Raw genomic sequence first — 23110 nt, 5'->3', positions numbered from 1 at the left:
GCCGCGCAAGCGTGAACTCAACCAGAAAGAACGCCACACTACCGGACGCGCGCATGCTGAAAACCTCTCCCCGGGCGCGGGACCTGATGTCCCTTGTATCCCAGTTCCTGCCCAGCCAGGGCAGAGCGGCCGCCCCCGCAACTGCCGCCGCCGCTCCCGTGACGCCCCGGGCCCTGCCGGGGCCTCTGCAGACAATCCCCCGCACGGTCCGCCGCCCTGCATCCGCGGCCGCCGCACCAGAGGCCGGCGCACCTGTTCCGCTTCCGCCCTGTGCCGAACCCGCCGACCCGGCCGCCACCCAGGCACAGGACCGCGGCCAGTTCCTGGCGCGGCAGGAACGCTGGGAGGATCTCTCCGGGTTGATCCGCGCCGCCGATGCCGCCCGTGAAGCCGCCCGCGGCGCCCTGCCGCTGGCCGATCTCATCGCCTATGGCGCGCGCGCCGACGTGGTGGGTGCCGCCGAAGATGCGCTGAGTGTCGATGCCTCCTCGGCGGGCCGCGGGCTGATCCGCGGCGTGATGGAGTTCGAAGCCCTGCGCGCAGGCCATTGCCGCGACGCCTACCTGACCGCGCTGGTGGCGCTGGCCCACGTCGATATCGCCTGGGCCTGGCGCCGCCGCGGCGCGGCCGCCAAGCGCAGCGCTGCAGCGCATTTCGCGCGGGCAGAAACGCTTATCGCACCATTTAGGGACGACGCACGCTGCCTCGACAGCCCATTCTTGCAAGCCGCACACTGCGCCCTGCTGGCCGGACGCCCGGCCGGTTCCGACACGGCCGCGGCAGCGGCGGAAAACTACGGACGGCTTATCGCGCTCGATCCGCGAAACCCGCGCCCGATGCGGGCGCTGGGAGCGCAGCTGCTGCCGCGCGCCGGCGGCTCTTACGACATGCTGGAACAGGCCGCCCGCCGCACCGCCGCCGCCACTGCCCACGCCTGGCGGGCCGGCGGCTATGCCTGGGTCTATTTCGACGCCCTGGCGCGGGACCCAGAGGCCTGCGCCCATGTGGATGCGGAGCTTTTCCTGGAGGGCCTGCGCAACATCCTGCAAACCGACGCCTCGCAGGGCATGGTGAACCTGCTCGCGGCCTATTGCACCGTCGCCCTCCCCTCCGGCACCGGGAAAACGGGCACCGCCGAGCGCCTGCGCATCTGCGGCGCTGCCCATTGGCTGGTGCGGGACCATTTGACCGAACTGCACCCCCTGGTCTGGGCTCATGCCGCCGGGGGCTTCGACAATATCGTCCGGGTCCACTCGGACCCGCGCCTTGCCAGCCGCGGCGAGACCGTCGCGCGCGCCGCGCTGGCGGATCTGTTAGGGGACCGGGCGGCGGAAGGCACGCAAGCGGCATTCAAACCCGGCCGCCAGCCCGTCCTGCCGGGCTAAGGCGCGGGCAGCGGCAGGGGGCTCTGCCCCCGGCCCTGACGGGCCTCCCCCGGGATATTTGGGGCAAGAGGAAGCGGCGGTCGGATCTTCGCGGAGCAAGACGTGCCACCCTGCCGTTCACGGCCTCATCGCTTCTTGAAGGCGTCCATCAGGGCAGCGCCCAGCGCGCCGGTTTCCTGCTGCTTGGCTTGGCTTTTGCTGCCACGGTTCTGGCCATTGCGCGGGCCGCTGCCGCTGCGGCCGCCGGCTTTGGGTTTGCCGCCGTCCCGTCCCGCCCCACGCGCAGCGCGGTCCTCGCGGGCCGAGGCGCCGCCGTCCTTGCGCATGGTCAGCCCGATGCGTTTGCGCGGAACATCGACCTCGGCCACCGTAACCTTCACCACCTGGCCGGTCTTCACCACCTCATGCGGATCCTTCACGAAGCGGTCGGCAAGCTGGCTCACATGCACCAGCCCGTCCTGGTGCACGCCGATGTCGACGAAGGCCCCGAAGGCCGCGACATTGGTCACCGTGCCTTCGAGCACCATGCCGGGCTTCAGGTCGCTGATGTCCTCCACCCCGTCGGTGAAACTTGCGGTCACGAAGGAGGGGCGCGGGTCGCGGCCGGGTTTTTCCAGCTCTGCGAAGATATCGCGCACCGTGGGGAGGCCCGCATCGTCGGAGACGAAATCTGCCGGGCGCAGGGATTTCAGCGCCGCATCGCCGCCCATGATCTGGCGGATGTCACGGCCGCAGGCGGCCACGATCCGGCGCGCGACAGCGTAGGATTCCGGGTGCACGGCCGAGGCATCCAGCGGCTCCTTGCCGCCCTGGATGCGCAGGAAGCCCGCGCATTGCTCAAACGCCTTCGGACCGAGACGCGCCACCTTCAGAAGCTCGCGGCGGGAGGCAAAGGCGCCGTTCTGATCCCGGTGCGCGACGATCGCCTCGGCCAGCACAGGGCCCAGGCCCGAGACATGCGCAAGCAGCGGGGCAGAGGCCATGTTGAGATCCACGCCCACCGCGTTCACCACGTCCTCGATCACCGCTTCCAGCGCGCGGGTCAGCTTGTGCTGATCGACGTCGTGCTGGTACTGGCCGACGCCGATCGACTTGGGCTCGATCTTCACCAGCTCCGCCAGCGGGTCCTGCAGGCGGCGGGCGATAGAAACAGCGCCGCGGAGGGAAACGTCGAGGTCCGGGAACTCCCGCGCCGCAAGTTCCGAGGCGGAATAGACCGAGGCGCCGGCCTCGCTCACCACCACCTTGGTCGGCGCCTTAATCTTGGCGGGCAGGTTCTTCAGTACCTCCGCCACCATCCGCTCGGTCTCGCGGCTGGCGGTGCCGTTGCCGATGGCGATCAGCTCCACCCCGTGCTCGGCGATCAGCTTGACGATGGCAACCTGCGCGCCGCGCAGATCGTTCTTCGGCTGAAACGGATACAAGGTCTCGGTGGCCACCAATTTCCCGGTTGCATCAACCACTGCTGCCTTGACGCCGGTGCGGATTCCCGGGTCCAGGCCCAGGGTGGGCCGCGCACCGGCGGGTGCTGCAAACAAGAGGTCCTTGAGGTTGCGGGCAAAGACCTGAATGGCATCCTCTTGAGCGCGTGCGCGCAGATCGCCCATCAGCTCCAGCATCATCGACAGCGACAGCTTCACCCGCCAGGCCCAGCCCGCGACCCTGCGCAGCCAGACGTCGCCCGGTCCCTTGCCGGAGGCGCCGAGCTCTGCCGCGACCATGGCTTCGGCCCTGGCGGCACCTTCCTCGGGCTCCGGTCCCACGTCCAGCGTCAGCACGCCTTCGTTGGAGCCGCGCAGCATTGCCAGCGCGCGGTGCGAGGGCACATCGCGCCAACGCTCGGAATGTTCGAAATAGTCAGAGAACTTGGCGCCCTCCTGCTCCTTGCCCTCGACCACCTTGGCGGTGAGCACGGCCTCGCGCTGCAGGAACTCCCGCAGGCGGCCCAGAAGCGCCGCGTTCTCGGTCAGCCGCTCGGTCAGGATGTCGCGGGCGCCGTTCAGGGCGTCCTTCACTGCCGGAACAGCCTCGGTGATATAGCCTTCCGCCAGTTTCTCCGGATCGGCACTGCGGTCAGCCAGAATGGCATCGGCCAGCGGCTCCAGCCCGTTTTCGCGGGCGATGATCGCCTTGGTGCGGCGCTTGGGCTTATAGGGGAGGTAGATGTCCTCGAGCTGCGCCTTGGTCTCCGCCTTGGCAATCGCGGCGGCCAAACCGTCAGTCAGCTTGTCCTGGGACTTGATCGACTCGAGGATGGCGGCGCGGCGCTTTTCCATCTCGCGCAGGTAGTCAAGCCGTTCCGACAGGGTGCGCAGCTGGGTATCATCCAGCCCTCCCGTTGCTTCCTTCCGGTAGCGCGCGACGAAGGGGACGGTGGCGCCCTCGTCCAGGAGCGCGATGGCGGCGCTCACCTGCTTGGCCGCGGCGCCGATTTCTCCGGCAATGGTCTGATTGATGCGGGCGGAAGTGTCCAAGGCGGGCTCCTGTTCTGGTCCGGAGGTCTTTCTTAGCGGGGCAGCCCGGACCGGCCAAGAGCCTGTTTTGCCGTGGGCGGGTGCCCGCGCCTGGCGGCACGCCCGGACCGCATGGCCGCGCGCAGGCTGCTCCCCGCCCGGCGCGACTGCCCCTTGCCCCTTTGCGCGCCTGCGCCTAGAACGCTTGCCAAACAGAGACACTCGGATACGGCGGAAAACCATGCTCGACCTGACATATGAACTCCCCAAGCCCAAGGTGATCGCGGGCGCCAAGCATGACTGGGAACTGGTCATCGGCATGGAAGTGCATGCCCAGGTCAGCTCCAATGCCAAGCTGTTCTCCGGCGCCTCCACCAAGTTCGGTGCCGAGCCGAACTCCAACGTCGCCTTCGTGGATGCGGCGATGCCGGGCATGCTGCCGGTGATCAACGAATACTGCGTCGAGCAGGCGGTGCGCACCGGGCTGGGGCTGAAGGCGGAGATCAACCTGTGGTCGGCTTTCGACCGCAAGAACTACTTCTACCCGGACCTGCCGCAGGGCTACCAGATCTCGCAGCTCTACCACCCGATCGTGGGTGAGGGCGAAGTGCTGGTGGAACTGGGCGACGGCACCGCGCGCAAGGTGCGGATCGAACGGATTCACATGGAACAGGACGCGGGCAAGTCGATCCACGACATGGACCCCAACATGTCCTTCGTCGACCTGAACCGCACCGGCGTCTGCCTGATGGAGATTGTCTCCCGCCCCGACATCCGCGGCCCGGAGGAAGCGGCGGCCTATATCGCCAAGCTGCGCCAGATCATGCAGTACCTCGGCACCTGCGACGGCAACATGCAGAACGGCAACCTGCGGGCTGACGTGAACGTCTCGGTTTGCCGCCCGGGCGCTTATGAGAAGTACCAGGAGACCCAGGATTTCTCGCATCTCGGCACCCGCTGCGAGATCAAGAACATGAACTCGATGCGCTTCATCCAGCAGGCTATCGAGGTTGAGGCGCGGCGTCAGATCGCCATCCTCGAAGGCGGCGGCGAAATCGTGCAGGAAACCCGTCTGTACGACCCGGACAAGGGCGAAACCCGCTCGATGCGCTCCAAGGAAGAGGCGCATGACTACCGCTATTTCCCTGACCCGGATCTTCTGCCGCTGGAAATCGATCAGGATTGGGTGGACGGCATCAAAGCCAGCCTTCCGGAACTGCCGGACGAGAAGAAGGCACGCTTCATCGAAGACTTCGGCCTTAGCGACTATGACGCCTCGGTGCTGACCGCGGATGTGGAATCGGCGGCCTATTTCGAGGCCGTGGCCCAGGGCCGCAATGGCAAATTGGCTGCGAACTGGGTGATCAACGAACTGTTCGGGCGCCTGAAGAAAGAAGACCACACGATCACCGAGTCGCCGGTAACGCCCGCGCAGCTGGGCGGCATCATCGACCTGATCGCCTCGGATGCTATCTCCGGCAAGATCGCCAAGGATCTGTTCGAGATCGTTTATACCGAAGGCGGCGACCCGGCGCAGATCGTCGAAGAGCGCGGCATGAAGCAGGTGACCGATACCGGCGCCATCGAGACCGCCCTGGACGAAATTATCGCCGCCAACCCGGCGCAGGTTGAAAAGGCCAAGGTGAATCCGAAACTGGCAGGCTGGTTCGTCGGCCAGGTGATGAAGGCCACCGGCGGCAAGGCTAACCCCAAGGCAGTAAACGAACTGGTCGCCAAGAAACTGGGCGGCTGATCACTGCTATTGCTGATTTCAAAAGGGTGCCCCTCGCGGCGCCCTTTTTCGTGGTGGGCGCCCGCTGCCCTGTACGCCCAACCTGCCGAATGCCTGCCCCGAAGCGATGAGCCGCGCATCGGCGGCGCGCGCGGTGGTGATGCGAACGGGCATGACTGGCAGTTTATCCCTGCCCAGCCCGTACGCCCTATCAAGGGACCGCCAAGCCTCCCCAAATCGCGCCGCGTGGGGGCGCGCCGGCGATGCGGCGGCCGTCGGCCTTATCCCGCGCCAGCCAGGCAATGACCGGAAGCGAGGCAGAAAGGCGTGTCGTTGGTTTCGCCCGGCGGCACGCCGGGCAGCCCCCGACCGCCCCCATGGGCGGGGGCTTTGCCCCCACCCGCGGTCAGGCGCCGCCCTTAGCGGCTTGCAAACTGCCGTCTCCCTGTTGCGCAGCAACGCCCGCCTTGACCTTCCCCGCACCAGCCGCTTTGCTCCGGCCAAACGGCAAGGAGGCTCCATGCAACACAATTTCGATCAGGAACTCGAGGACCGGCTCGTCCGCTACGCCGCCATCGACAGCCAGAGCGACGAGAACTCGCCCACCACGCCCAGCACCGCGATCCAGTTCGATATGCTGCGCCTGCTGGAGAGCGAGCTGCGCGGGATCGGCGCGCAGGATGTGGAGCTGACGGACTACGGCGTGGTGCTGGCCACTGTTCCGGCCACCGCGCCGGGGCCGGCGATCGGCTTCCTCGCCCATGTCGACACCGCGCCGCAGTTCAGGGCCACCGGCGTCAAGCCGCGGGTGATCAAAGGCTACGGCGGCGGTGACATCACCTACCCCGACAACCCGGCGCTGGTGCTGTCACCGGAGAAATCCGCCTACCTCGCCTCCAAACAGGGGGATGACCTCATCACCGCCTCAGGCCTCACCTTGCTGGGGGCTGATGACAAGGCGGGCGTCGCCATCGTGATGACGCTTGCCCGGCACCTGCTGGCACACCCGGAAATCAAGCACCCGAAGATCCGCCTCGCCTTCACCCCGGACGAGGAAATCGGCCGCGGCGTCGGCGAACAGCTGCCCAGGGACCTGGGTGTGAACTTCGCCTATACGCTCGATGGCGGCGAGGCGGGCGAGATCGTCTTTGAGAGTTTCTCTGCCGACCGCGCAGTGGTGACGGTCAAGGGCGTGTCGATCCACCCCGGCTGGGCCAAGGACAAGATGGTCAATGCCGCGCACCTGGCGGCGAAGATCGTGCAGACCCTGCCGCAGGCGGCGATGACGCCGGAGACCACCGGGGGCCGCGAGGGGTTCCTTCATATCACCGACATGAACGGCGGCTCCTCGGAGATGGAGATCAAGCTGATCCTGCGCGATTTCGAACTGGACGGGCTGGCAGCCAAGGGCGAGCTGCTGAAGAAGGTCTGCGACGCGGTGCAGGCGTCAGAGCCGCGGGCGGAGATCACCTTCCAAATCTACCCGCAATACCGCAACATGCGCTACTGGCTGGAGAACGACATGACCCCGGTGGAACTGGCGCTGTCAGCCTGCAAGGCGCATGGGATCGAACCCATTTCCGCCCCGATCCGCGGCGGCACCGATGGCTCGCGGCTGACGGAGCTCGGCGTGCCAACACCCAATATCTTCACCGGCATGCAGAACGTGCACGGGCCGCTGGAATGGATTTCGGTGCAGGATATGGCCAAGGCCACGGAAGTCTGCCTGACGCTGGTCCAGATGGCAGCGGAAGAGGCCGGTACCTAGTCCCCGTGGCGGCGCAGTTTTGCGGAACTACCGACCCGGGGAATTTCATTCTTCCACGCCATTTTCATCTCTGACGCACGGCGATCTGGCAATCCTGGCGCAATTCCGCGTGCCTTGACCCCTCTCCCCATTCCGCTAAACCTCACGGAGCCAGCCAGGAGACCGCAATGCAAGCTTTTGAGTACAAGGTTGTCCCCGCCCCCGCCAAGGGCACCAAGGCAAAGGGGATCAAGGCCCCGGAGGCGCGCTTTGCCCATTCAGTCGAGCTTTTGCTGAACGAGATGGCGGCCGAGGGCTGGGAGTTCCAGCGCGCCGAGTTGCTGCCGAGCGAGGAGCGCGCGGGCCTCACGGGCTCCACCACCAACTGGCGCAACCTCCTGGTGTTCCGGCGCCCCGTGGCGGAGGAAGTCTCCGCGGAAGACGCGGGCTTCAGCCGCAAGGAACCGACGGCGCCAGCCGTGTCCTTCCGTCACAGCGAGGCGCCCGCTTCGCCGCTGACGGCAGAGCGGGAGCCCCGGGAAGCACCGCCGCTGCGCAAAGCCGAGCCGGCCCGGCCGGCCGGTGCAGCCACAGCAGCAGCGGCGCCGGACGCCGGCACGGCCCCGGACGCCGGCACGGCCCCGGACCTGACTGCCCAGAGCAGTACCGGCGGCCCCTCCGCAGAGGCCCTGCCGGATACGCAGGAAGCCCAGCCCCGTGTTGACGCTTTCCGCAGGGCGCCCCGAGACAGGGACTGAACGGCCCGGCTGCCTCCTAAGCGCCGATGTCGAGCGCCAGCGCATGGATGCGCGGGACGATATCGCCCAGCGCCTTGTGCACCGCGCGGTGCCGCTGCACCCGGCTCATTCCCTCGAAGGCGCCGGCGCGGATTCGCACCCGGAAGTGGCTTTCTCCCGAGCCGTCATCGCCCGCATGGCCTGCGTGCTTGTGGCTTTCGTTTTCCACCTCCAGCTCGGCCGGCGCAAAGGCCTTTTGCAGCCGCGCTTCGATTTCGCTGCTCACGTTCATTTCCGCTCATCCTCATAAAAAGTGCCGCCGCCCCCCTTCTATCTCCCGCCCCTTAGACTAAACTGCTGCCTCCGAGTCGAACAGATGCGTCTAGAAGGTGCGCCCCATGAGCAAATCCGATCCCTTCGGTTTCGATATGTCCATCCGATCCGCGAAGAAGAAGAATCCGCGCGGGCGGCGGGCCGCCACCGGCGCGTCCGAGACCTCCGTCCGCATCTGCGACAAGGACGGCTGCAATGAGCCCGGCAAGTTCCGCGCCCCTAAGGCGCCGGATGTGCTGGATGATTACTACTGGTTCTGCCAGGACCACGTGCGCGAGTACAACAACTCGTGGAACTTCTTCGAAGGCACCACCGAGGCCGAGCTGAACGCGCAGCAGTCCAAGGACAAGGTGTGGGAGCGCACCACCCGCCCGCTGGGCGATCCGGAAGCGCGCGCCTGGGCCCGGCTCGGCATCGAGGACCCGCATCAGGTGCTGGGCGCGAATGCCACCCGCAACCCCGGCCGCTCGGCCTCCGCAGGCCGCCGGCTGCCGCCGACCGAGCGCCGCGCGATCGAGATCCTCGAAGCCAAGGACGATTGGTCCAAGGCAGACATCCGCAAGGCCTACAAGAAGCTGATCAAGGTGCTGCACCCCGACATGAACGGCGGCGACCGCAGTCAGGAGGAGCAGCTGCAGGAAGTCATGTGGGCCTGGGACCAGCTGAAGGACAGCCGCAGCTTCAAGTGAAGCCCCGCGGGCGCGGCCCGGGCTTTGCAAACTGGATCAGGGGGCGGCACTGGCCGCCCCTTTTGTTTGCGTCCGGCGAGCCTTCCTTCAAGGGAAGCCATCCGTCGCGCGCAGCCCCCGCAGGCAACTGGCGCCTCCATGCCTCTCCCGGCGCACTCCCATCCGGCACGTTCCATGCCCCCCGCCCTAATCTTCCCAAGCGCGGAACAAGTCCGGAAACCGCCTCTGAAAAGCGTCCTGGCCCTGCCCTGCACCACCAATGCAGACCAAAGCACTGACGAAAGGCGCGGAAAGCCTATCCTTCCGGTCACACCCCGCGGCATCTGCGCGCCGCCCAGGTCCTTGCCCATACCTTCGCGCCGGCGCCTCACGGCGGATTTTCCGCTAATTTGAACTTACTCCGAAGACGGACATCGACACGGTCCGCCACCCGGATCCGCTTCCAGCGCCCGCCTCGGGCATCAGACCAGTCAGGAGAGTTCACATGCACCGTTTCGTCATCGCCATCCAGTCCGCCTCCCCCCTGCGCCCGCTGGAGATCGGCAAGCTCATCGCCGCCACCCGCCCCCGCGCCCGGGCCTGCGGGGTGACCGGCATGATGACCGGCGGCGGGGCCTGCTACTACCAAGTGCTGGAAGGCCCTCAGGACGTTCTGACCGGGATGCTGGAGCAGCTGCACGCCGATGGCCGCTTTGCCTCGGTCCGGGTGATCTCCTCCCGCCCCGCCAAGGCGCGCGCCTTCGACATGCTGAACGTTGTCTATGCCAATCCGGCCTACCTGGCCCCGGCGGTCCGCACGAGCTTCGCCGTCCTGGCTGGCGCCGGCAGCGAGGCCCAGCAGGCACAGGCAGCCGAGGCTTTTGTCGCCACTCACGCCCAGGCTGCGGCCTGACCGCCTGCAGCTGCTGCCCAGCGCAAGGGGTGCCCCGGTGAAGGCGGGGCGCCCCGCCTTGCCGTTTTGCCCCACACATCGCGGAACAAGGCCGAGAGGCGCCGCGCATTGCCGCCCCTTTGGCACGGGGCGGCGAATTTGGTTCAGGCTGGACACACCATCGGAAAGAAGCCCGGACTTGGCCGGGATAAGCTGCCCGGCACGCCCGTTCGGACTGCCCCGCGGTCGAAGCGCGGCTTTCCGGCTCTGGCAGGCGTCCGGGGCAGGCCCGCAGCGCCAAAGCGGATCGCAGCGCGAACCCAAGTCGCGGCGGACTATACGTTTGGTCACAACCCGCAGCATCTGCGCGCCGCACGGGCCGCCGGATATACCTTCATATACCTTCGCGCCCGCGCGTCCATTCAGGTTTTCCCTTAGTTTTTTAGGTGCGGCAGCGCAGGCCGCTGCTGCCACGCACACCGGGCGGCATTCCCAAAATCCAACTGCCGTCCGGTGTGAGGGGCGCCCCGGTTCAGGCCGGGGCGCCCTGCCCCGTGTCCCGCGCCTCCGCCGCGCCTGCCGGGCACCCCCTTCCCTCTGCCGCTCCAGATTGCGCCAATCGCCGCGTCAGCTGGTTCCATGGCACGGTTCCCCTTGCCCTTGCGCCCCAGATCAGGCACCAATCCCCCCAGATTTGGCCCCTGGACGCAGGGCGGAAGGATAAGGATCGACGGCGATGACCGATGGCTTTGTGGATATGAATGCGAAACCGACCGAAACGATTTCGGTCCGCGATGTGTTCGGCATCGAAACCGACATGACGGTCAAGGGCTTCGCCGAGGGCTCCGAGCGCGTGCCGGCGCTGGATCCGACCTACAAGTTTGACCCCGAGACCACGCTCGCCATCCTGGCCGGCTTCAGCCACAACCGGCGGGTGATGATCCAGGGCTACCACGGCACCGGCAAGTCGACCCATATCGAACAGGTCGCGTCGCGGCTGAACTGGCCTGCGGTCCGGGTGAACCTCGACAGCCACATTTCCCGCATCGACCTGATCGGCAAAGACGCGATCAAGCTGCGCGACGGCAAGCAGGTGACCGAGTTCCACGAGGGCATCCTGCCCTGGGCCCTGCGCAACCCGGTTGCCATCGTGTTTGACGAATACGACGCGGGCCGCGCCGACGTGATGTTCGTGATCCAGCGGGTGCTGGAGCATGACGGCAAGCTGACCCTGCTGGATCAGAACGAGATCATCACCCCGAACCCCTACTTCCGCCTGTTTGCGACCGCCAACACCGTGGGCCTTGGCGACACCACCGGGCTCTATCACGGCACCCAGCAGATCAACCAGGCGCAGATGGACCGCTGGTCGCTGGTCTCCACCCTGAACTACCTGAGCCACGATGCCGAAAGCGCCATCGTCCTGTCGAAGGCGCCGCACTACAACACCGAGAAGGGCCGCAAGACGATCAGCCAGATGGTCTCGGTTGCCGATCTCACCCGCACCGCCTTCATGAACGGCGACCTGTCGACCGTGATGTCGCCCCGGACCGTGATCAACTGGGCCCAGAACGCCGAGATCTTCCGCGACGTGGGCTATGCCTTCCGCCTGTCGTTCCTGAACAAATGCGACGAGCTGGAGCGCCAGACCGTGGCCGAGTTCTACCAGCGCTGCTTCGACGAGGAGCTGCCGGAGAGCGCGGCCAGCGCGAGCCTGGGGTGATGGAGGGAGCGTGGACAACGGCTGATTATGCTTTGATAGTCAGCCTTTGCTCCGCGGCTATTTCACTCTTCTCTCTTGGTTGGAACATTTGGTCCAAGTTTCTGTATCCGAAGCCGAAGCTACAGGTAAGCCTGTGTCATACGTTAGCTTTCGATGCTGGCGCCTCCTCAACGGTCTGTCAGCACGTGTTGCGACTACACGCTGTTAACCACGGCCCCGGTCAGATAGCTATTCAACAGACGGTTGGACGCTTGAAGAGCAAGACCTTCATTCGAAGGGCGAATGGTGCCATCCTCAAGACCTACGGGGAGTGGCCTTACGATTTGAACCAACACTTCGTCGGTGGCTTCCAGTTGCCCCGAGTACTTGAAGTTGGAGAGAGCATGGATCAGTTTCTGCGCCCAGATGAAAACAACTACTCGGAAGTCGTTAAGTTCGGTTTCACCGACTCTTTCGGGCGGGAACATTGGGCATCATCGAAGTCAATTCGCGCTGCCAAGAAGTCATGGGCGAAGCGAGGGGACTAAAATTCATGAAAAAGCCAAACGACAACCCCGCCGACCCGTTCAAGAAGGCGCTGGCCGAAGCCACCAAGGTGATGGCCGACGACCCGGAACTCTCGGTCAGCTACACGGTCGACCCCTCGGGGCTGTCGGGCGACTCGATGCGGCTGCCGCAGGTCTCCCGGCGTATGACCCGCGAGGAAGTGCTGCTGGCCCGCGGCACCGCGGATGCGCTGGCGCTGCGCCACAAGTTCCACGACGACGCCACCCACGCCAAATACGTCCCGCAGGGCGAAATGGCCCGCGACCTTTATGAGGCGATGGAAACCGCCCGCTGCGAAGCGGTGGGCGCGCGCCACATGCCCGGCACCGCGTCCAACATCGACGTGAAGATCCGCAACGAGGCGCTCCGGCGCGGCTATGACCAGATGAAATCCTCCTCGGAGGCGCCGCTTGCCGCCTCGGCCGGCTATCTGATCCGCCACCTCGCCACCGGCCGCCCGCTGCCGGAAGGTGCTGCCAACATCATGGAACTCTGGCGCGGCTTCATCGAGGCCCAGGCCGGCGCCACGCTGGAGGACTTGCAGGACAAGATTTCCGACCAGGCCGAGTTTGCCAGGTTCGCCCGCCAGGTGATCTCCGATCTCGGCTACGGCGACCAGCTCGGCGATGACCCGGACGAACTGAACGACGACCAGGACGACCAGGCCGAGGACAGCGCCGAAGAGCAGGACGATCCCGACAGCACCGGCCAGGACGACAACGAGGACGAGCAGGCCGACGCCAGCCCCGAGCAGAGCCAGGAGCAGCAGCAGGACGAAAGCCAGGCCCAGGTCTCGATGGACGACATGGCCGAGGACGATCTGGCCGAGGAAACCGAGATGCCGGACGGCGAGGCGCCGCTGGAGCCGCCCGCGCCGCCGCCGGCGTCCGAGGCCGATCCGGACTACAAGGTGTTCCTCAACACCCACGACGAGGAAATCGGCGCCGAGGAGCTCGCGGAGCCTGCCGAGCTGGAACGCCTGCGCGCCTATCTCGACCAGCAGCTGGAGCCCCTGAAAGGCGCAGTATCGCGGCTGGCCAACAAGCTGCAGCGCCGCCTGCAGGCACAGCAGAACCGCTCCTGGGAGTTCGACCGCGAGGAGGGCATCCTGGATGCCGGCCGCCTCGCCCGTGTCGTCGCCAACCCAACGACGCCGCTCAGCTTCAAGGTCGAAAAAGACACCGAGTTCCGCGACACCGTGGTGACGCTGCTGCTCGACAACTCCGGCTCAATGCGCGGCCGCCCGATCTCCATCGCTGCAATCTGCGCCGACGTGCTCGCCCGCACGCTGGAACGCTGCAACGTCAAGGTCGAGATCCTCGGTTTCACCACCCGCGCCTGGAAAGGCGGGCTCGCGCGCGAGGCCTGGCTGAACGAGGGCCGCCCGCAGCAGCCTGGCCGCCTCAACGACCTGCGCCACATCATCTACAAGGGCGCCGACGCCCCGATGCGCCGCACCCGCACCAACCTCGGCCTGATGATGAAAGAGGGCCTCCTGAAGGAGAACATCGACGGCGAGGCGCTGGAATGGGCGCACCGCCGCATGGTGGGCCGGCGCGAGGCGCGCAAGATCCTGATGGTGATCTCCGACGGCGCCCCGGTAGATGACTCGACACTCTCGGTGAACCCGGCGAACTACCTGGAAAAACACCTGCGCGACGTGATCGCCATGGTAGAGAAGCGCAAGCAGGTGGAGCTCCTGGCCATCGGCATCGGCCACGATGTCACCCGCTACTACGACCGCGCGGTGACCATCACCGATGTCGAGCAGCTGGCGGGCGCGATGACTGAACAACTCGCGGCGCTCTTCGACAGCGACCCGCGCGCCCGCGCCCGGGTGATGGGCATGAAGCGCGCGGTCTGAGCTGCCGCCTTCTCGAAAATCCCGCGAACAGAAAATTCAGCCCCCGCCCCCTCTGGCGGGGGCGCTGCTTTTCGGCCACCGAAACCCTCCGCCTCAGCCACTTTCTGACCCCAAATACCTCCGCCGGAGGCCGCGCCCGAAGGGCGCTCGCCTGTCTTTCCGGATGGAGCGCCCTTCAGCGGACTTGCCACCAGCGCGGGAGTTTGGAACAAAAGGCCGGCAGCCCTGCCGCGTCCGCGTGCATCGCTTAATGGCGGGCGCGCAGGCAGCGGCCTATCCCGACAGGAGAGACGCCCATGTTCCAGAGTTTCGACGTGACTGCCCGCCCGGAGCAGGGCCCGCCCCGGCTGGCCGCCCTCAGGGCAGAGATCGCGGCCGAAGGGCTGGACGGCTTTCTGGTGCCGCGCGCCGATGCGCATCAGGGCGAATACGTGGCACCGCGGGACGAGCGCCTGGCCTGGCTCACCGGCTTCACAGGCTCGGCCGGCTTCTGCGCGGTGCTGGCGGAGGCCGCGGGAGTCTTCGTCGATGGCCGTTACCGCACCCAGGTGAAGCGCCAGGTGGCAGCCGATTTCACACCCGTGCCCTGGCCCGAGGTACCGCTCGCGGACTGGCTGAAGGAACAACTCCCCGAAGGCGGCAAGGTCGGCTTTGATGCATGGCTGCATTCTGCCGGGCAAATCAAAAGTCTTGCCAGCGAGCTCACGGACAGCGGCATCACTCTGGTGCAATGCGCCAACCTGGTGGACCGGATCTGGCCGGACCAGCCCGCCCCGCCGATGGCGCCGGTCTCGGCCCACCCGATCGAATACGCAGGCGAAAGCGCGGCCGGCAAATGCGCGCGCCTGGCGCGCGGGCTTCAGGACGCGGGCCAAAGCGCGGCCGTCATTACCCTCCCAGACAGCATCATGTGGCTGCTGAACATCCGCGGCGCCGATATCGCCCGCAACCCGGTGGCGCATGGCTTTGCCATCCTGCATTGCGACGGCCGTGTGGACCTGTTCATGGCCAGGGCCAAGCTTGAAGGGCTCGGCAGCCATTTCGCGGAGTCGGTCCGGGTCGAGCCGCCTGAGGCCTTCCTCGCCGCCGTGGCCGGCCTCAACGGCCGGGTGGCCGCCGATGCGCAGACCCTGCCGCAGATCGTGGCGGACGCGCTCGGGGACCGGTTGGAGGCCTCCGGCGACCCCTGCGCGCTGCCGAAGGCCCGGAAGAATGCCGCCGAGATCGCAGGCAGCGCCGCCGCCCATTTGCGCGACGGCGCCGCGGTGGTGGAACTTCTGGCCTGGCTCGACGCGCAGCCTGCTGGCACCCTCACGGAAATCGAGGTGGTGGAGAAGCTCGAGAGCTTGCGGCGGCAGGACCCTGCGCTGCGCGACATCAGCTTCGAAACCATCGCAGGCACCGGCGAGAACGGCGCGGTGATGCACTACCGCGTCACTACCGAGAGCAACGCGCGGCTGGAGGACGGCCACCTGCTGGTGCTCGACAGCGGCGGCCAGTATCTGGACGGCACTACCGACATCACCCGCACCATCGCCATCGGCACGCCAGGGCCCGAGGAGCGCGCTGCTTACACCCGCGTCCTGAATGGCATGATCGCCATGTCCCGCCTGCGCTGGCCCAAGGGGCTCGCGGGCCGCGACATCGAAGCAGTCGGCCGGATGCCCCTTTGGCTGGCAGGCCAGGACTTCAATCACGGGCTTGGCCACGGCGTCGGCGCCTATCTCAGCGTGCACGAAGGCCCGCAGCGGCTCAGCCGCACCAGCCACGTCGCCCTGGAGCCCGGCATGATCCTGTCGAACGAGCCCGGCTACTACCGCGAAGGCGCCTTTGGCATCCGCATCGAGAACCTTCTGGTGGTGGAAGAGGCCCCTGCCCTTGACACCGGCGACCCAGAGCGCGACATGATGTGCTGGCGCACACTGACCTTCGCCCCTGTGGACCGGCGGCTGATCGATGTGGCAATGCTCAGCTCCGAAGAAGAAGGCTGGCTTAACGCGTATCACCAGGAAGTGCGGGCACAGATCGCCCCCCGGGTGAGCGCTCCGGCGAAGGCGTGGCTCAATGCCGCGACCGCCGCGATTTAAGACCCGGGCGTCACTTTGCCCGGCTACTGTCCGAAACGAACGAACATGATGGGAAGATAAGATATGACCGCGATCCGAATCCGTAAATCCGAAGGCACCTGGGTAGTCCGCTCCGGCGGCGCCGTTCTCGGCGAAACCGGGAATGCGCTGGAGCTGACGGAGGACGGGCACGCGCCAGTAATCTACTTCCCGCGTGGCGATATCGCGATGGCCTTCCTCGACCGCAGCAAGAAGACCACTCACTGCCCGGTGAAGGGCGATGCCACCTATTTCTCGATCGTGAACAAGTCTTCGATCACGCCGGACGCCGCCTGGAGCTACGAGCACCCGGTCGGCGAAGCCGCGGCAATCAAGGACCACGTGGCCTTCCGCCTCAGCGACTCGGTTAAGGTCGAGCAGGTCTGAGCCAGCGAGCGGCGAGACCCTGCAACGGCGGCCTGCTTGAGGGCCGCCGTTTCCTTTGGAGGAATGCGCAAACCGTGCCGGCTCTCTAGGCAAGCACCCACCCACTCCGGAAAGGCCAGCGGCGAGACCTGCATCCCCAACGCGCGCAAGCGGATGCGCCGGCGGTGTGGCTGAGGTCGGCCATGACCCCGAAAGAGAGTTCGTGTTTGATCGCCAAAGCGCAACAGGCGATCAGGGAAAGCGCCCTTCTTCTGGGATTGGGCTCACCCCTTACGCGGCACAGAGCCGCGGCTGTGTCCTGAACCCTGGCGTATCTAAAACCGTGCATCTTTGCGGTTTGCTGCCATGGCCGCCGCGTCCCGGAGGCGGCCATGGCATGTCCCGGTGCGCCGGAGCGCTCGTTTCGGGTCAGAACCGATCCCGGTTCAGGCCAGAACGGAGTTGCTGAGATAGAGCCGCGCCTTTTCCACCGCCTCGCCGCAGCCGAGCCCGTCCCGGTCGCGTGCGCATTGCAGGGTGTAGTCGATCACGGCCATCAGGGCCGCGCGCTCGTTCTCCGATTTGTTCGCTTTCTTCTGGTTTTCGGCCTCTTGCGGGCCAGCTGCGGTATTGCGCATTATGTTCCTGCCGAAGGTTGTTAACCTTTATTATTGCCTGCTTAACATTTTTGGTGCCGGGGCGATTTCGATCAATTGGAATCTGCAACCGCTGGCTGGAGCGGGTAAATCTGGGGCAAAACCGTGGCAAAAAAGCGGCGTTCTTCCGCCGGCGCCGCCGCACCCGCGGCGGATGCCGCCTCGGTAATGCTTCCTAACGGCCCCCAAAAGCGGCCGGATGCACGAGGAAAGCCCGGATCTGCGAATCTGCACGGCGCAGAAAATGCACGAATTCTGCAAATCGGCGGCGGGCCCGCTTGCGAGCTTCGGCGTTCGCCTGCCGCTTCAGCGATGCTCTTCCGCGGCGGTGGCGGCGAGAGCGCGGGTATAGGCCTTGAGCGCATCCACATGGTAAAGCGCGCCGATCAGTTCACTGCCGTCGGCCTCCGCTGTCAGCACCGGCAGGAAGGCGACTTCGGCGCGGTCGAATACCGGCATCGCGGCTTCCAGGGAGCCTGCACCGCGCAGGAACAGCCCTTCTTTCACCAGGGCCTCGCACTCCTCCCGGCTGGCGCATCGGCTGCTGCCCAGAGGCCGCATCACCGCTCCGGTGCGGATCAGCGCCAGGAGGTAGGCCTGCGGGCCGGCCGCACAGTGGATATTGCGCCGCTCCAGCTGGGACAGGAAAAAGGACCGGTGCACCAGCCGGGAAGCGAGCGCTGTGGACATCGACACCGACACCATCACAGCCAGGCCGATCTGCCAGTCGCCGGTCAGCTCGAACACGATGAGTGTGGTGGAAATCGGCGCGCCCAGTACCGCGGCGGTCACGGCCCCCATACCGGCAAAGGCGTAGAGCGTATGGGTCCCCGACACATCCGGCAGCACCGAAGTGGCAATCAGCCCGAAGGCCAGCCCAGTCAGCGCACCGATCATCAGCGAAGGCGAGAACACGCCGCCGCCCATGCGTCCGCCCATAGTGATCGCCAGCGCCGCGGTCTTGATTACCGCAAAGATTATCGCCTGCCCCAGCAGCAGCCCGCCGGTGAGCGCCAGCACCGTGGTTTCATAGCCGACCCCGATGATATGCGGATACCAGACCGCGATAACTCCCAGCACCGCGCCGGAGACCGCCGGGCGCAGCCAGCGCGGCAGGCGGATACGCTCCTGCACGGTGGTGCCGATACGGTCGGCCAGGAAGATTGAGCGGATCACCACAACCGACACCAGCCCGCATATCAGCCCGAGCAGCAGGAAGGCCGGCAGTTCGACATAGAATTGCAGCGCGCCGGGGGTGCTGAGGGTGAACTCGGTAACATCGCCATATTCCAGCCGGTTGATCACCGTGCCCGCGACGGAGGCAATGACGATGGGTGCAAAGGCGTTGACTGCGAAGTGCCGCAGCACCACCTCCAGCGCAAACAGCGCCCCCGCGATCGGCGCGTTGAAGCTTGCAGAGACGGCCGCCGCCACCGCGCAGCCCAGGAGGTCGCGCCCGGTGATGCCGTCGGCGTTGATGCGGTTGCTGACCCAGGTGGAGATCACCCCCGCCATGTGCACCACCGGCCCTTCCCGCCCAGTCGAGCCGCCCGTCGACAGCGTGAGGAAGGAGGCTAGGGCCGAGGCCAGCCCCTCCTTCTGCTCTACCCTGCCGTCGTGCAGCGCCGCGCCTTCGATCACATCCGCGACCGAGCGGACGCGCCCGTCTGGAGTGAAGCGGTCAAGGATCAGCCCCACGATCAGCCCGCCGCCGGTGGCGATCCCGACCAGCACGTACCAGGGCAGGCCCTGCGCATAGCTGTGCAGGTATTGCAGGTCCGGCGCGCCATAGACCCAGGCTTGCAGTGCGGCGATTCCCTTGCGGAAGAACAGTGCGGCAAAGCCCGCCGCGATGCCGATCAGCAAGGCGATCAGCCAGAACTGGAACTGGCTGGGGCCGCGGCTGCGCAGAATGCGCCACACGTCTTTGAGCCCCGCACGCCATTGCGCGTGCTGGGCTGAGAGGAAGGAACGCAGATCTTGCACCATGGGGCCGATGGTCTTTTCGTCTTATAAATCATTACACTGCCACCGCGGCAGTTAATAATCCATCACTCCCGGCACGCTCCGCGAAGCGGGGGGCATAACGCCGGCCCGAGCCCCCCTGCCGTGGCTCAGCCCGCCAACAAGGCGCGGGCGGCGGCGCGGGCTTCTTCGGTGATAGTGTCGCCCGAGACCATCCGCGCGAGCTCATCCACCCGCTCGGACGCGGCCAGCGGCACCACCTCCGAGAGCGTCATGCCCTCGACGACCTGCTTGCGCACCTGCCAGTGATGGCCGCCAAGCGCCGCCACCTGCGGCGAATGCGTGACCACCAGCACTTGGCCGCCCGCTGCCAGATCGCGCAGCCGGCGGCCCACGGCGTTGGCCGTCGCGCCGCCGACGCCGCGGTCGATTTCGTCGAAGATCAGCGTCCTGCCGCCTTCCTCGCCGCGCAGGCAGACCTTCAGCGCCAGCAGGAAGCGGCTGAGCTCACCACCGGAGGCAATCTTGTTCAAGGGGCCTGCCGGGGCGCCGGGGTTGGTGGCGACGGTGAAAGCCACCGCGTCCTTGCCCTCCGGGCCGGGCTCTGCATCCTCGATACGGGTCTCGAAAACCGCCCGCTCCATCTTCAGCGGTGCAAGCTCGGCCATCACCGCGGCATCGAGCGCGGCGGCGCTTTTTCGGCGGGTATCGCTCAGCGCGCCGGCGGCGGCCGTATAGGCATCCTCGGCCGCCTTGAGCGCAGCTTCCTGATCGGCCAGGTTCTGCCCGCCCGCATCCAGCGCGGCGAGCTTTTGGCGCAGGCTGTCGGCGTAATCGCCCAGATCGTCAGGCTGCACCCCGTGCTTGCGGGCCTGGGCCCGGATCTCAAACAGGCGCTCCTCGCAGTCCTCCAGATCGCCCGGATTGAATTCCAGCCGCTCCAGCACCGCCTCGACGCCGCTTTGTGCCTCGCCCAGCTCGATCATCGCGCGGCTGAGGGCAGAAAGCGGTTCGTCCAGACCGGTATCCTCCTCGCGGCCGGCGACGCTTTCGAGCCAGCGCTGCGCTTCGCCCATCGCGGTTTCGGCACCTTCGCCCAGCAGCGCAAAAGCGCGGGCGATGTCGCCGCGGATGCGTTCGGCGGCCTGCATCTCCCGGCGGCGCGCGTCCAGTTCGGCGTCCTCGCCCGGCTGCGGATCGAGCTTATCGAGCTCCGCCACTGCGTGGCGCAGGAACTCTTCCTCGGCGCGCACGGCGTCGAGGGCGGCGCGGGTTTCCGCCACCGTCTTACGGGCCCGGGCAGCCGCGGTCCAGGCGGTGCGCACCGCCTCCAGCTCGGGGCCGGCACGGGCGAAGTCATCGAGCAGCGCGCGGTGGCCGCGCGGGTTCAACAGGCCGCGGTCGTCGTGCTGGCCATGCAGTTCCACCAGGGTTTCCGACAACGCGCGCAGCACCTCGCCCGAGCAGCGCCGGTCGTTGACCCAGGCGGTCTTGCGGCCCTCGGCAGTGTTTACGCGGCGCAGGATCAGCTCGCGCCCGCCAGGCAGGCCCGCCTCCTCCAGCACCCGGTGCGCAGCGTGGCCTTCGGGCAGATCGAACTCGGCCACTACCTCGCCCTGGGCTGCACCCTGGCGCACAAGCTCGGCGCGGCCGCGCCAGCCGAGCACAAAACCCAGGCTGTCGAGCAGGATCGATTTCCCCGCCCCGGTTTCCCCGGTCAGCACGTTCAGTCCGGGCTGAAAGTTCAGCTCCAGATGGTCGATGATCAGAATATCCCGGATATCCAGCGCGCGCAGCATGGCCCCGCCCCTACACAACGGCTGCTGTTACAGCCACTGCCCCTTGATCGCCTGGCGGTAAATCTGGCTCAGCCAGTTGTTGCCGCGGTCCTTGAGCTCAAGCCCCTGGCCCGTCAGCAGCTTGTAGCTGTCCCGATACCATTCGGTCGATTGATAATTATGGCCCAGAATAGCGCCCGCGGTCTGGGCCTCATCGGTAAGCCCCAGCGACAGATACGCCTCAACCAGCCGGTGCAGCGCCTCGGGCGTGTGGCTGGTGGTCTGGAAGTCCTCCACCACGACGCGGAAGCGGTTTATGGCGGAAGTGAAATGCTTGCGGCGCAGATAGTAGCGGCCGATTTCCATCTCCTTCGCCGCCAGATGGTCGAAAGCGAGGTCGAATTTCAGGATCGCCGAGGTCGTATACTGGCTTTCCGGGTAGACCTCGATCACCGTGCGCAGCGCCTGCAGCGCCTGGAAGGTCAGGCCCTGGTCGCGGCCAACCTCGTCAATCTGGTCGTAGTAGCTGAGCGCCAGGAGGTACTGGGCATAGGCAGCGTCCTCATCCGCCGGGTAGACGTCGATGAAGCGCTGCGCGGCGGCGCGGCTGTTCTCGTAGTCGCGCGCCTGGTGATAGGCGAAGGCCTGCATGATCAGCGCCTGCTTGGCCCATTCGGAATACGGGTAGAGACGTTCAATCTCAGAGAAGAAATAGGCCGCGTCCTTCGTGCGGTCGCGGGCGAGTTCGAACTCACCGCGCTCGTAGATCTGTTCCGGCGAGTAGGTTTCCAGCGACTCGGCCCGCCTGACCGCGTCGCCGTCGGCGCCGCCGCAACCCGCCAAGGCCGCCACCAGTAGAACCGTGCCCAGCGTTTTGGCTGCTGCCCTGATGCCGTTCATCTTGCCTAACCTCACCGTCTTCGACTTGCGGGTGTGCGCCCCGGTTGCACCGGGTCTAGCACATCCAAAAGTCCTGCAAAACGCCATAAACGCGTCCGCACTCAATTGGCAGAGAAAGCGCGCCGGGGTCAAGGCAGCTGGCGTCCTCCCGGAGGCGCGGCTGGCCGCGCGCCAGATTGCCGGGCGCTCCTGCGGCGGAAAAGACCCGGGACATTGTCCCGGGCCAGTTTGCCGCTCGTTCCAGGTTCTCCGCCTTAGGCGACGCGCCGGCTTTCCGCCGGAATTTCCGACCAGACCAGCCCTTGGCCCGGCAGCCGCGCCGCAATTGCTGCATTACAGGTGACTTCGCGGACCGCCCCCGGCTCCGCAAACAAGGCCCGCAGCAGAGTGTTGGTCAGCGCGTGCCCCGCACGCTCGCCAACGTAGCGGCCCAGGATCGGCCCCCCGGCCAGCGCAAGATCCCCCAGCGCGTCGAGCATCTTGTGGCGCACCGGCTCATCTGCGTGGCGCAGCCCGGCGCCGCTTTCGATGCGGTCACCGTCGAACACAACCGCGTTTTCGCCGGGAACACCGCCGAGAGCCAGCCCATTGGCCTGCATCGCCTCTACATCGGCGCGGCGGCAAAACGTGCGGCTGTCGCAGAGCTCACGCGCAAAGGCGCCGTTGCGAAGGTCCAGCACCTTACTCTGGCGGCCGATGGCGGCTTCGGCAAATTCGATGTGAAACTCGATCATTAGGCGGTCGCAGGGCAGAAGCGTTGCGCGGGCGCCGTCCTTTTCCACAGTGACCGGCTTCAGCACCTCGAAAGCAGTGGCAGGCACGCCCAAACGCTGCACGCCCTGCTGCATGATGCCGCGCACGAAATGCGCCGAGGAGCCGTCGAGGATCGGCACTTCCGGACCGTCAATGTCGATCAGGGCATTGTGGATGCCGCAGCCCGCCAGCGCGGCCATAATATGCTCGACCGTGGAGACACTGACTCCGGCGGCATTGACCAGCCGGGTGCAGAGCGCGGTGCGCTCCACCATATCCCAGCGCGCCGGGACAATGGTGTTGCCCAATGCGATGTCAGTGCGCTTGAAGCGGATGCCATGTCCAGCCGGGGCCGGGTTCACGACCATGCGCGCAGGCTTGCCGGTATGGAGACCGACCCCTTCAAATGCGACTGCTGCTTTGAGCGTATTCTGCACCTTGCGCCTCTTTGAGCTATTTCCGGCCTGATGTGACCGTGTTGCGACAAACAGGTAAGATTTTGCCGAC

At 66.5% G+C, this 23110-nt stretch carries 18 protein-coding genes; 10 read left to right on the top strand and 8 right to left on the bottom strand.

Going from position 1 to position 23110, the window contains the following annotated elements; all coding sequences use genetic code 11:
• Positions 1 to 86 precede the first annotated feature (86 nt).
• Positions 87 to 1385 (top strand): hypothetical protein, encoded by a 1299-nt coding sequence (locus tag ACOHWE_RS11265; protein WP_420666417.1) that lies wholly within the window; start codon positions 87 to 89, stop codon positions 1383 to 1385.
• 125 nt (positions 1386 to 1510) lie between these two features.
• Here ACOHWE_RS11265 and ACOHWE_RS11260 read toward each other — a convergent pair whose 3' ends face one another.
• A complete protein-coding gene (locus ACOHWE_RS11260) occupies positions 1511 to 3859 on the bottom strand; it encodes a Tex family protein (protein WP_420666415.1) in 2349 nt (782 codons plus the stop codon).
• A 220-nt stretch (positions 3860 to 4079) separates the two neighbouring features.
• Here ACOHWE_RS11260 and gatB point away from each other — a divergent pair, with 220 nt between their 5' ends.
• The 3 genes from gatB to ACOHWE_RS11245 all read left to right on the top strand — a co-directional run bounded on the left by gatB (position 4080) and on the right by ACOHWE_RS11245 (position 8075).
• Positions 4080 to 5591, top strand: a complete 1512-nt coding sequence (gatB, locus tag ACOHWE_RS11255; protein WP_420666413.1) for an Asp-tRNA(Asn)/Glu-tRNA(Gln) amidotransferase subunit GatB — start codon at positions 4080 to 4082, stop codon at positions 5589 to 5591.
• Positions 5592 to 6090: 499 nt separating this feature from the next.
• Positions 6091 to 7338, top strand: coding sequence for a peptidase T (pepT, locus tag ACOHWE_RS11250; RefSeq protein WP_420666411.1), 1248 nt, complete (start codon positions 6091 to 6093; stop codon positions 7336 to 7338).
• A gap of 167 nt (positions 7339 to 7505) precedes the next feature.
• Positions 7506 to 8075: a DUF4177 domain-containing protein gene (locus ACOHWE_RS11245; protein WP_420666409.1), complete on the top strand. Its 570-nt coding sequence runs from the start codon at positions 7506 to 7508 to the stop codon at positions 8073 to 8075.
• A gap of 16 nt (positions 8076 to 8091) precedes the next feature.
• Here ACOHWE_RS11245 and ACOHWE_RS11240 read toward each other — a convergent pair whose 3' ends face one another.
• On the bottom strand, positions 8092 to 8346 hold the full coding sequence (locus ACOHWE_RS11240; protein WP_420666408.1) for a BolA family protein: 255 nt from the start codon (positions 8344 to 8346) through the stop codon (positions 8092 to 8094).
• 106 nt (positions 8347 to 8452) lie between these two features.
• On the opposite strand from ACOHWE_RS11240, the gene ACOHWE_RS11235 reads away from it, so the two are divergent.
• The 3 genes from ACOHWE_RS11235 (at position 8453) to cobS (ending at position 11670) form a co-directional block, all read left to right on the top strand.
• Positions 8453 to 9076 (top strand): DnaJ domain-containing protein, encoded by a 624-nt coding sequence (locus ACOHWE_RS11235; RefSeq protein ID WP_420666406.1) that lies wholly within the window; start codon positions 8453 to 8455, stop codon positions 9074 to 9076.
• 484 nt (positions 9077 to 9560) lie between these two features.
• Entirely contained in the window at positions 9561 to 9968 is a 408-nt protein-coding gene (locus ACOHWE_RS11230; RefSeq protein ID WP_420666405.1) for a BLUF domain-containing protein, read from the top strand.
• 715 nt (positions 9969 to 10683) lie between these two features.
• On the top strand, positions 10684 to 11670 hold the full coding sequence (gene cobS / locus ACOHWE_RS11225; RefSeq protein WP_420666404.1) for a cobaltochelatase subunit CobS: 987 nt from the start codon (positions 10684 to 10686) through the stop codon (positions 11668 to 11670).
• A gap of 194 nt (positions 11671 to 11864) precedes the next feature.
• Here the strand turns inward: cobS and ACOHWE_RS11220 are convergent, their stop codons facing one another.
• The gene (locus ACOHWE_RS11220) at positions 11865 to 12137 is read right to left on the bottom strand and encodes a hypothetical protein (RefSeq protein ID WP_420666403.1); all 273 of its coding nucleotides are present in this window, start codon (positions 12135 to 12137) and stop codon (positions 11865 to 11867) included.
• A 65-nt stretch (positions 12138 to 12202) separates the two neighbouring features.
• On the opposite strand from ACOHWE_RS11220, the gene cobT reads away from it, so the two are divergent.
• From cobT to ACOHWE_RS11205, 3 genes are all read left to right on the top strand, one after another.
• On the top strand, positions 12203 to 14080 hold the full coding sequence (cobT, locus tag ACOHWE_RS11215; protein WP_420666401.1) for a cobaltochelatase subunit CobT: 1878 nt from the start codon (positions 12203 to 12205) through the stop codon (positions 14078 to 14080).
• A gap of 296 nt (positions 14081 to 14376) precedes the next feature.
• Positions 14377 to 16167 (top strand): aminopeptidase P family protein, encoded by a 1791-nt coding sequence (locus tag ACOHWE_RS11210; protein ID WP_420666399.1) that lies wholly within the window; start codon positions 14377 to 14379, stop codon positions 16165 to 16167.
• A 63-nt stretch (positions 16168 to 16230) separates the two neighbouring features.
• Positions 16231 to 16572 carry a DUF427 domain-containing protein gene (locus ACOHWE_RS11205; RefSeq protein WP_420666397.1) on the top strand — a complete coding sequence of 114 codons (342 nt, stop codon included), beginning with the start codon at positions 16231 to 16233 and terminating at the stop codon, positions 16570 to 16572.
• 425 nt (positions 16573 to 16997) lie between these two features.
• Here the strand turns inward: ACOHWE_RS11205 and ACOHWE_RS11200 are convergent, their stop codons facing one another.
• The 5 genes from ACOHWE_RS11200 to lpxC form a co-directional block, all read right to left on the bottom strand.
• Positions 16998 to 17189, bottom strand: a complete 192-nt coding sequence (locus tag ACOHWE_RS11200) for a hypothetical protein (protein ID WP_420666395.1) — start codon at positions 17187 to 17189, stop codon at positions 16998 to 17000.
• A gap of 324 nt (positions 17190 to 17513) precedes the next feature.
• Positions 17514 to 19196 carry a chloride channel protein gene (locus ACOHWE_RS11195; protein WP_420666393.1) on the bottom strand — a complete coding sequence of 561 codons (1683 nt, stop codon included), beginning with the start codon at positions 19194 to 19196 and terminating at the stop codon, positions 17514 to 17516.
• A 125-nt stretch (positions 19197 to 19321) separates the two neighbouring features.
• A complete protein-coding gene (recN, locus tag ACOHWE_RS11190; RefSeq protein ID WP_420666391.1) occupies positions 19322 to 20971 on the bottom strand; it encodes a DNA repair protein RecN in 1650 nt (549 codons plus the stop codon).
• Between the two features lie 27 nt (positions 20972 to 20998).
• Complete coding sequence (locus ACOHWE_RS11185) at positions 20999 to 21850, bottom strand: outer membrane protein assembly factor BamD (protein WP_420666389.1); 852 nt, start codon at positions 21848 to 21850, stop codon at positions 20999 to 21001.
• A 254-nt stretch (positions 21851 to 22104) separates the two neighbouring features.
• A complete protein-coding gene (gene lpxC, locus ACOHWE_RS11180; protein WP_420666387.1) occupies positions 22105 to 23040 on the bottom strand; it encodes a UDP-3-O-acyl-N-acetylglucosamine deacetylase in 936 nt (311 codons plus the stop codon).
• Between the last annotated feature and the right edge of the window lie 70 nt (positions 23041 to 23110).

It is taken from the genome of Cribrihabitans neustonicus (genome assembly GCF_048820895.1).
In the GTDB taxonomy this organism is placed as follows: domain Bacteria; phylum Pseudomonadota; class Alphaproteobacteria; order Rhodobacterales; family Rhodobacteraceae; genus Cribrihabitans_A; species Cribrihabitans_A neustonicus.
The sequence above is the reverse complement of the archived record's forward strand: the minus strand, read 5'-3'. Positions and strand labels throughout refer to the sequence as shown.

Coding starts and splice junctions, on each gene's coding strand:
- ACOHWE_RS11230 (WP_420666405.1), top strand. CDS start 9,561: ATGCACCGTTTCGTCATCGCCATCCAGTCCGCCTCCCCCCTGCGCCCG.
- gatB (WP_420666413.1), top strand. CDS start 4,080: ATGCTCGACCTGACATATGAACTCCCCAAGCCCAAGGTGATCGCGGGC.
- ACOHWE_RS11265 (WP_420666417.1), top strand. CDS start 87: ATGTCCCTTGTATCCCAGTTCCTGCCCAGCCAGGGCAGAGCGGCCGCC.
- cobS (WP_420666404.1), top strand. CDS start 10,684: ATGACCGATGGCTTTGTGGATATGAATGCGAAACCGACCGAAACGATT.
- ACOHWE_RS11195 (WP_420666393.1), bottom strand. CDS start 19,196: ATGGTGCAAGATCTGCGTTCCTTCCTCTCAGCCCAGCACGCGCAATGG.
- ACOHWE_RS11185 (WP_420666389.1), bottom strand. CDS start 21,850: ATGAACGGCATCAGGGCAGCAGCCAAAACGCTGGGCACGGTTCTACTG.
- ACOHWE_RS11200 (WP_420666395.1), bottom strand. CDS start 17,189: ATGCGCAATACCGCAGCTGGCCCGCAAGAGGCCGAAAACCAGAAGAAA.
- ACOHWE_RS11240 (WP_420666408.1), bottom strand. CDS start 8,346: ATGAACGTGAGCAGCGAAATCGAAGCGCGGCTGCAAAAGGCCTTTGCG.
- ACOHWE_RS11205 (WP_420666397.1), top strand. CDS start 16,231: ATGACCGCGATCCGAATCCGTAAATCCGAAGGCACCTGGGTAGTCCGC.
- ACOHWE_RS11210 (WP_420666399.1), top strand. CDS start 14,377: ATGTTCCAGAGTTTCGACGTGACTGCCCGCCCGGAGCAGGGCCCGCCC.
- ACOHWE_RS11220 (WP_420666403.1), bottom strand. CDS start 12,137: ATGTTCCCGCCCGAAAGAGTCGGTGAAACCGAACTTAACGACTTCCGA.
- cobT (WP_420666401.1), top strand. CDS start 12,203: ATGAAAAAGCCAAACGACAACCCCGCCGACCCGTTCAAGAAGGCGCTG.
- ACOHWE_RS11245 (WP_420666409.1), top strand. CDS start 7,506: ATGCAAGCTTTTGAGTACAAGGTTGTCCCCGCCCCCGCCAAGGGCACC.
- ACOHWE_RS11235 (WP_420666406.1), top strand. CDS start 8,453: ATGAGCAAATCCGATCCCTTCGGTTTCGATATGTCCATCCGATCCGCG.
- recN (WP_420666391.1), bottom strand. CDS start 20,971: ATGCTGCGCGCGCTGGATATCCGGGATATTCTGATCATCGACCATCTG.
- pepT (WP_420666411.1), top strand. CDS start 6,091: ATGCAACACAATTTCGATCAGGAACTCGAGGACCGGCTCGTCCGCTAC.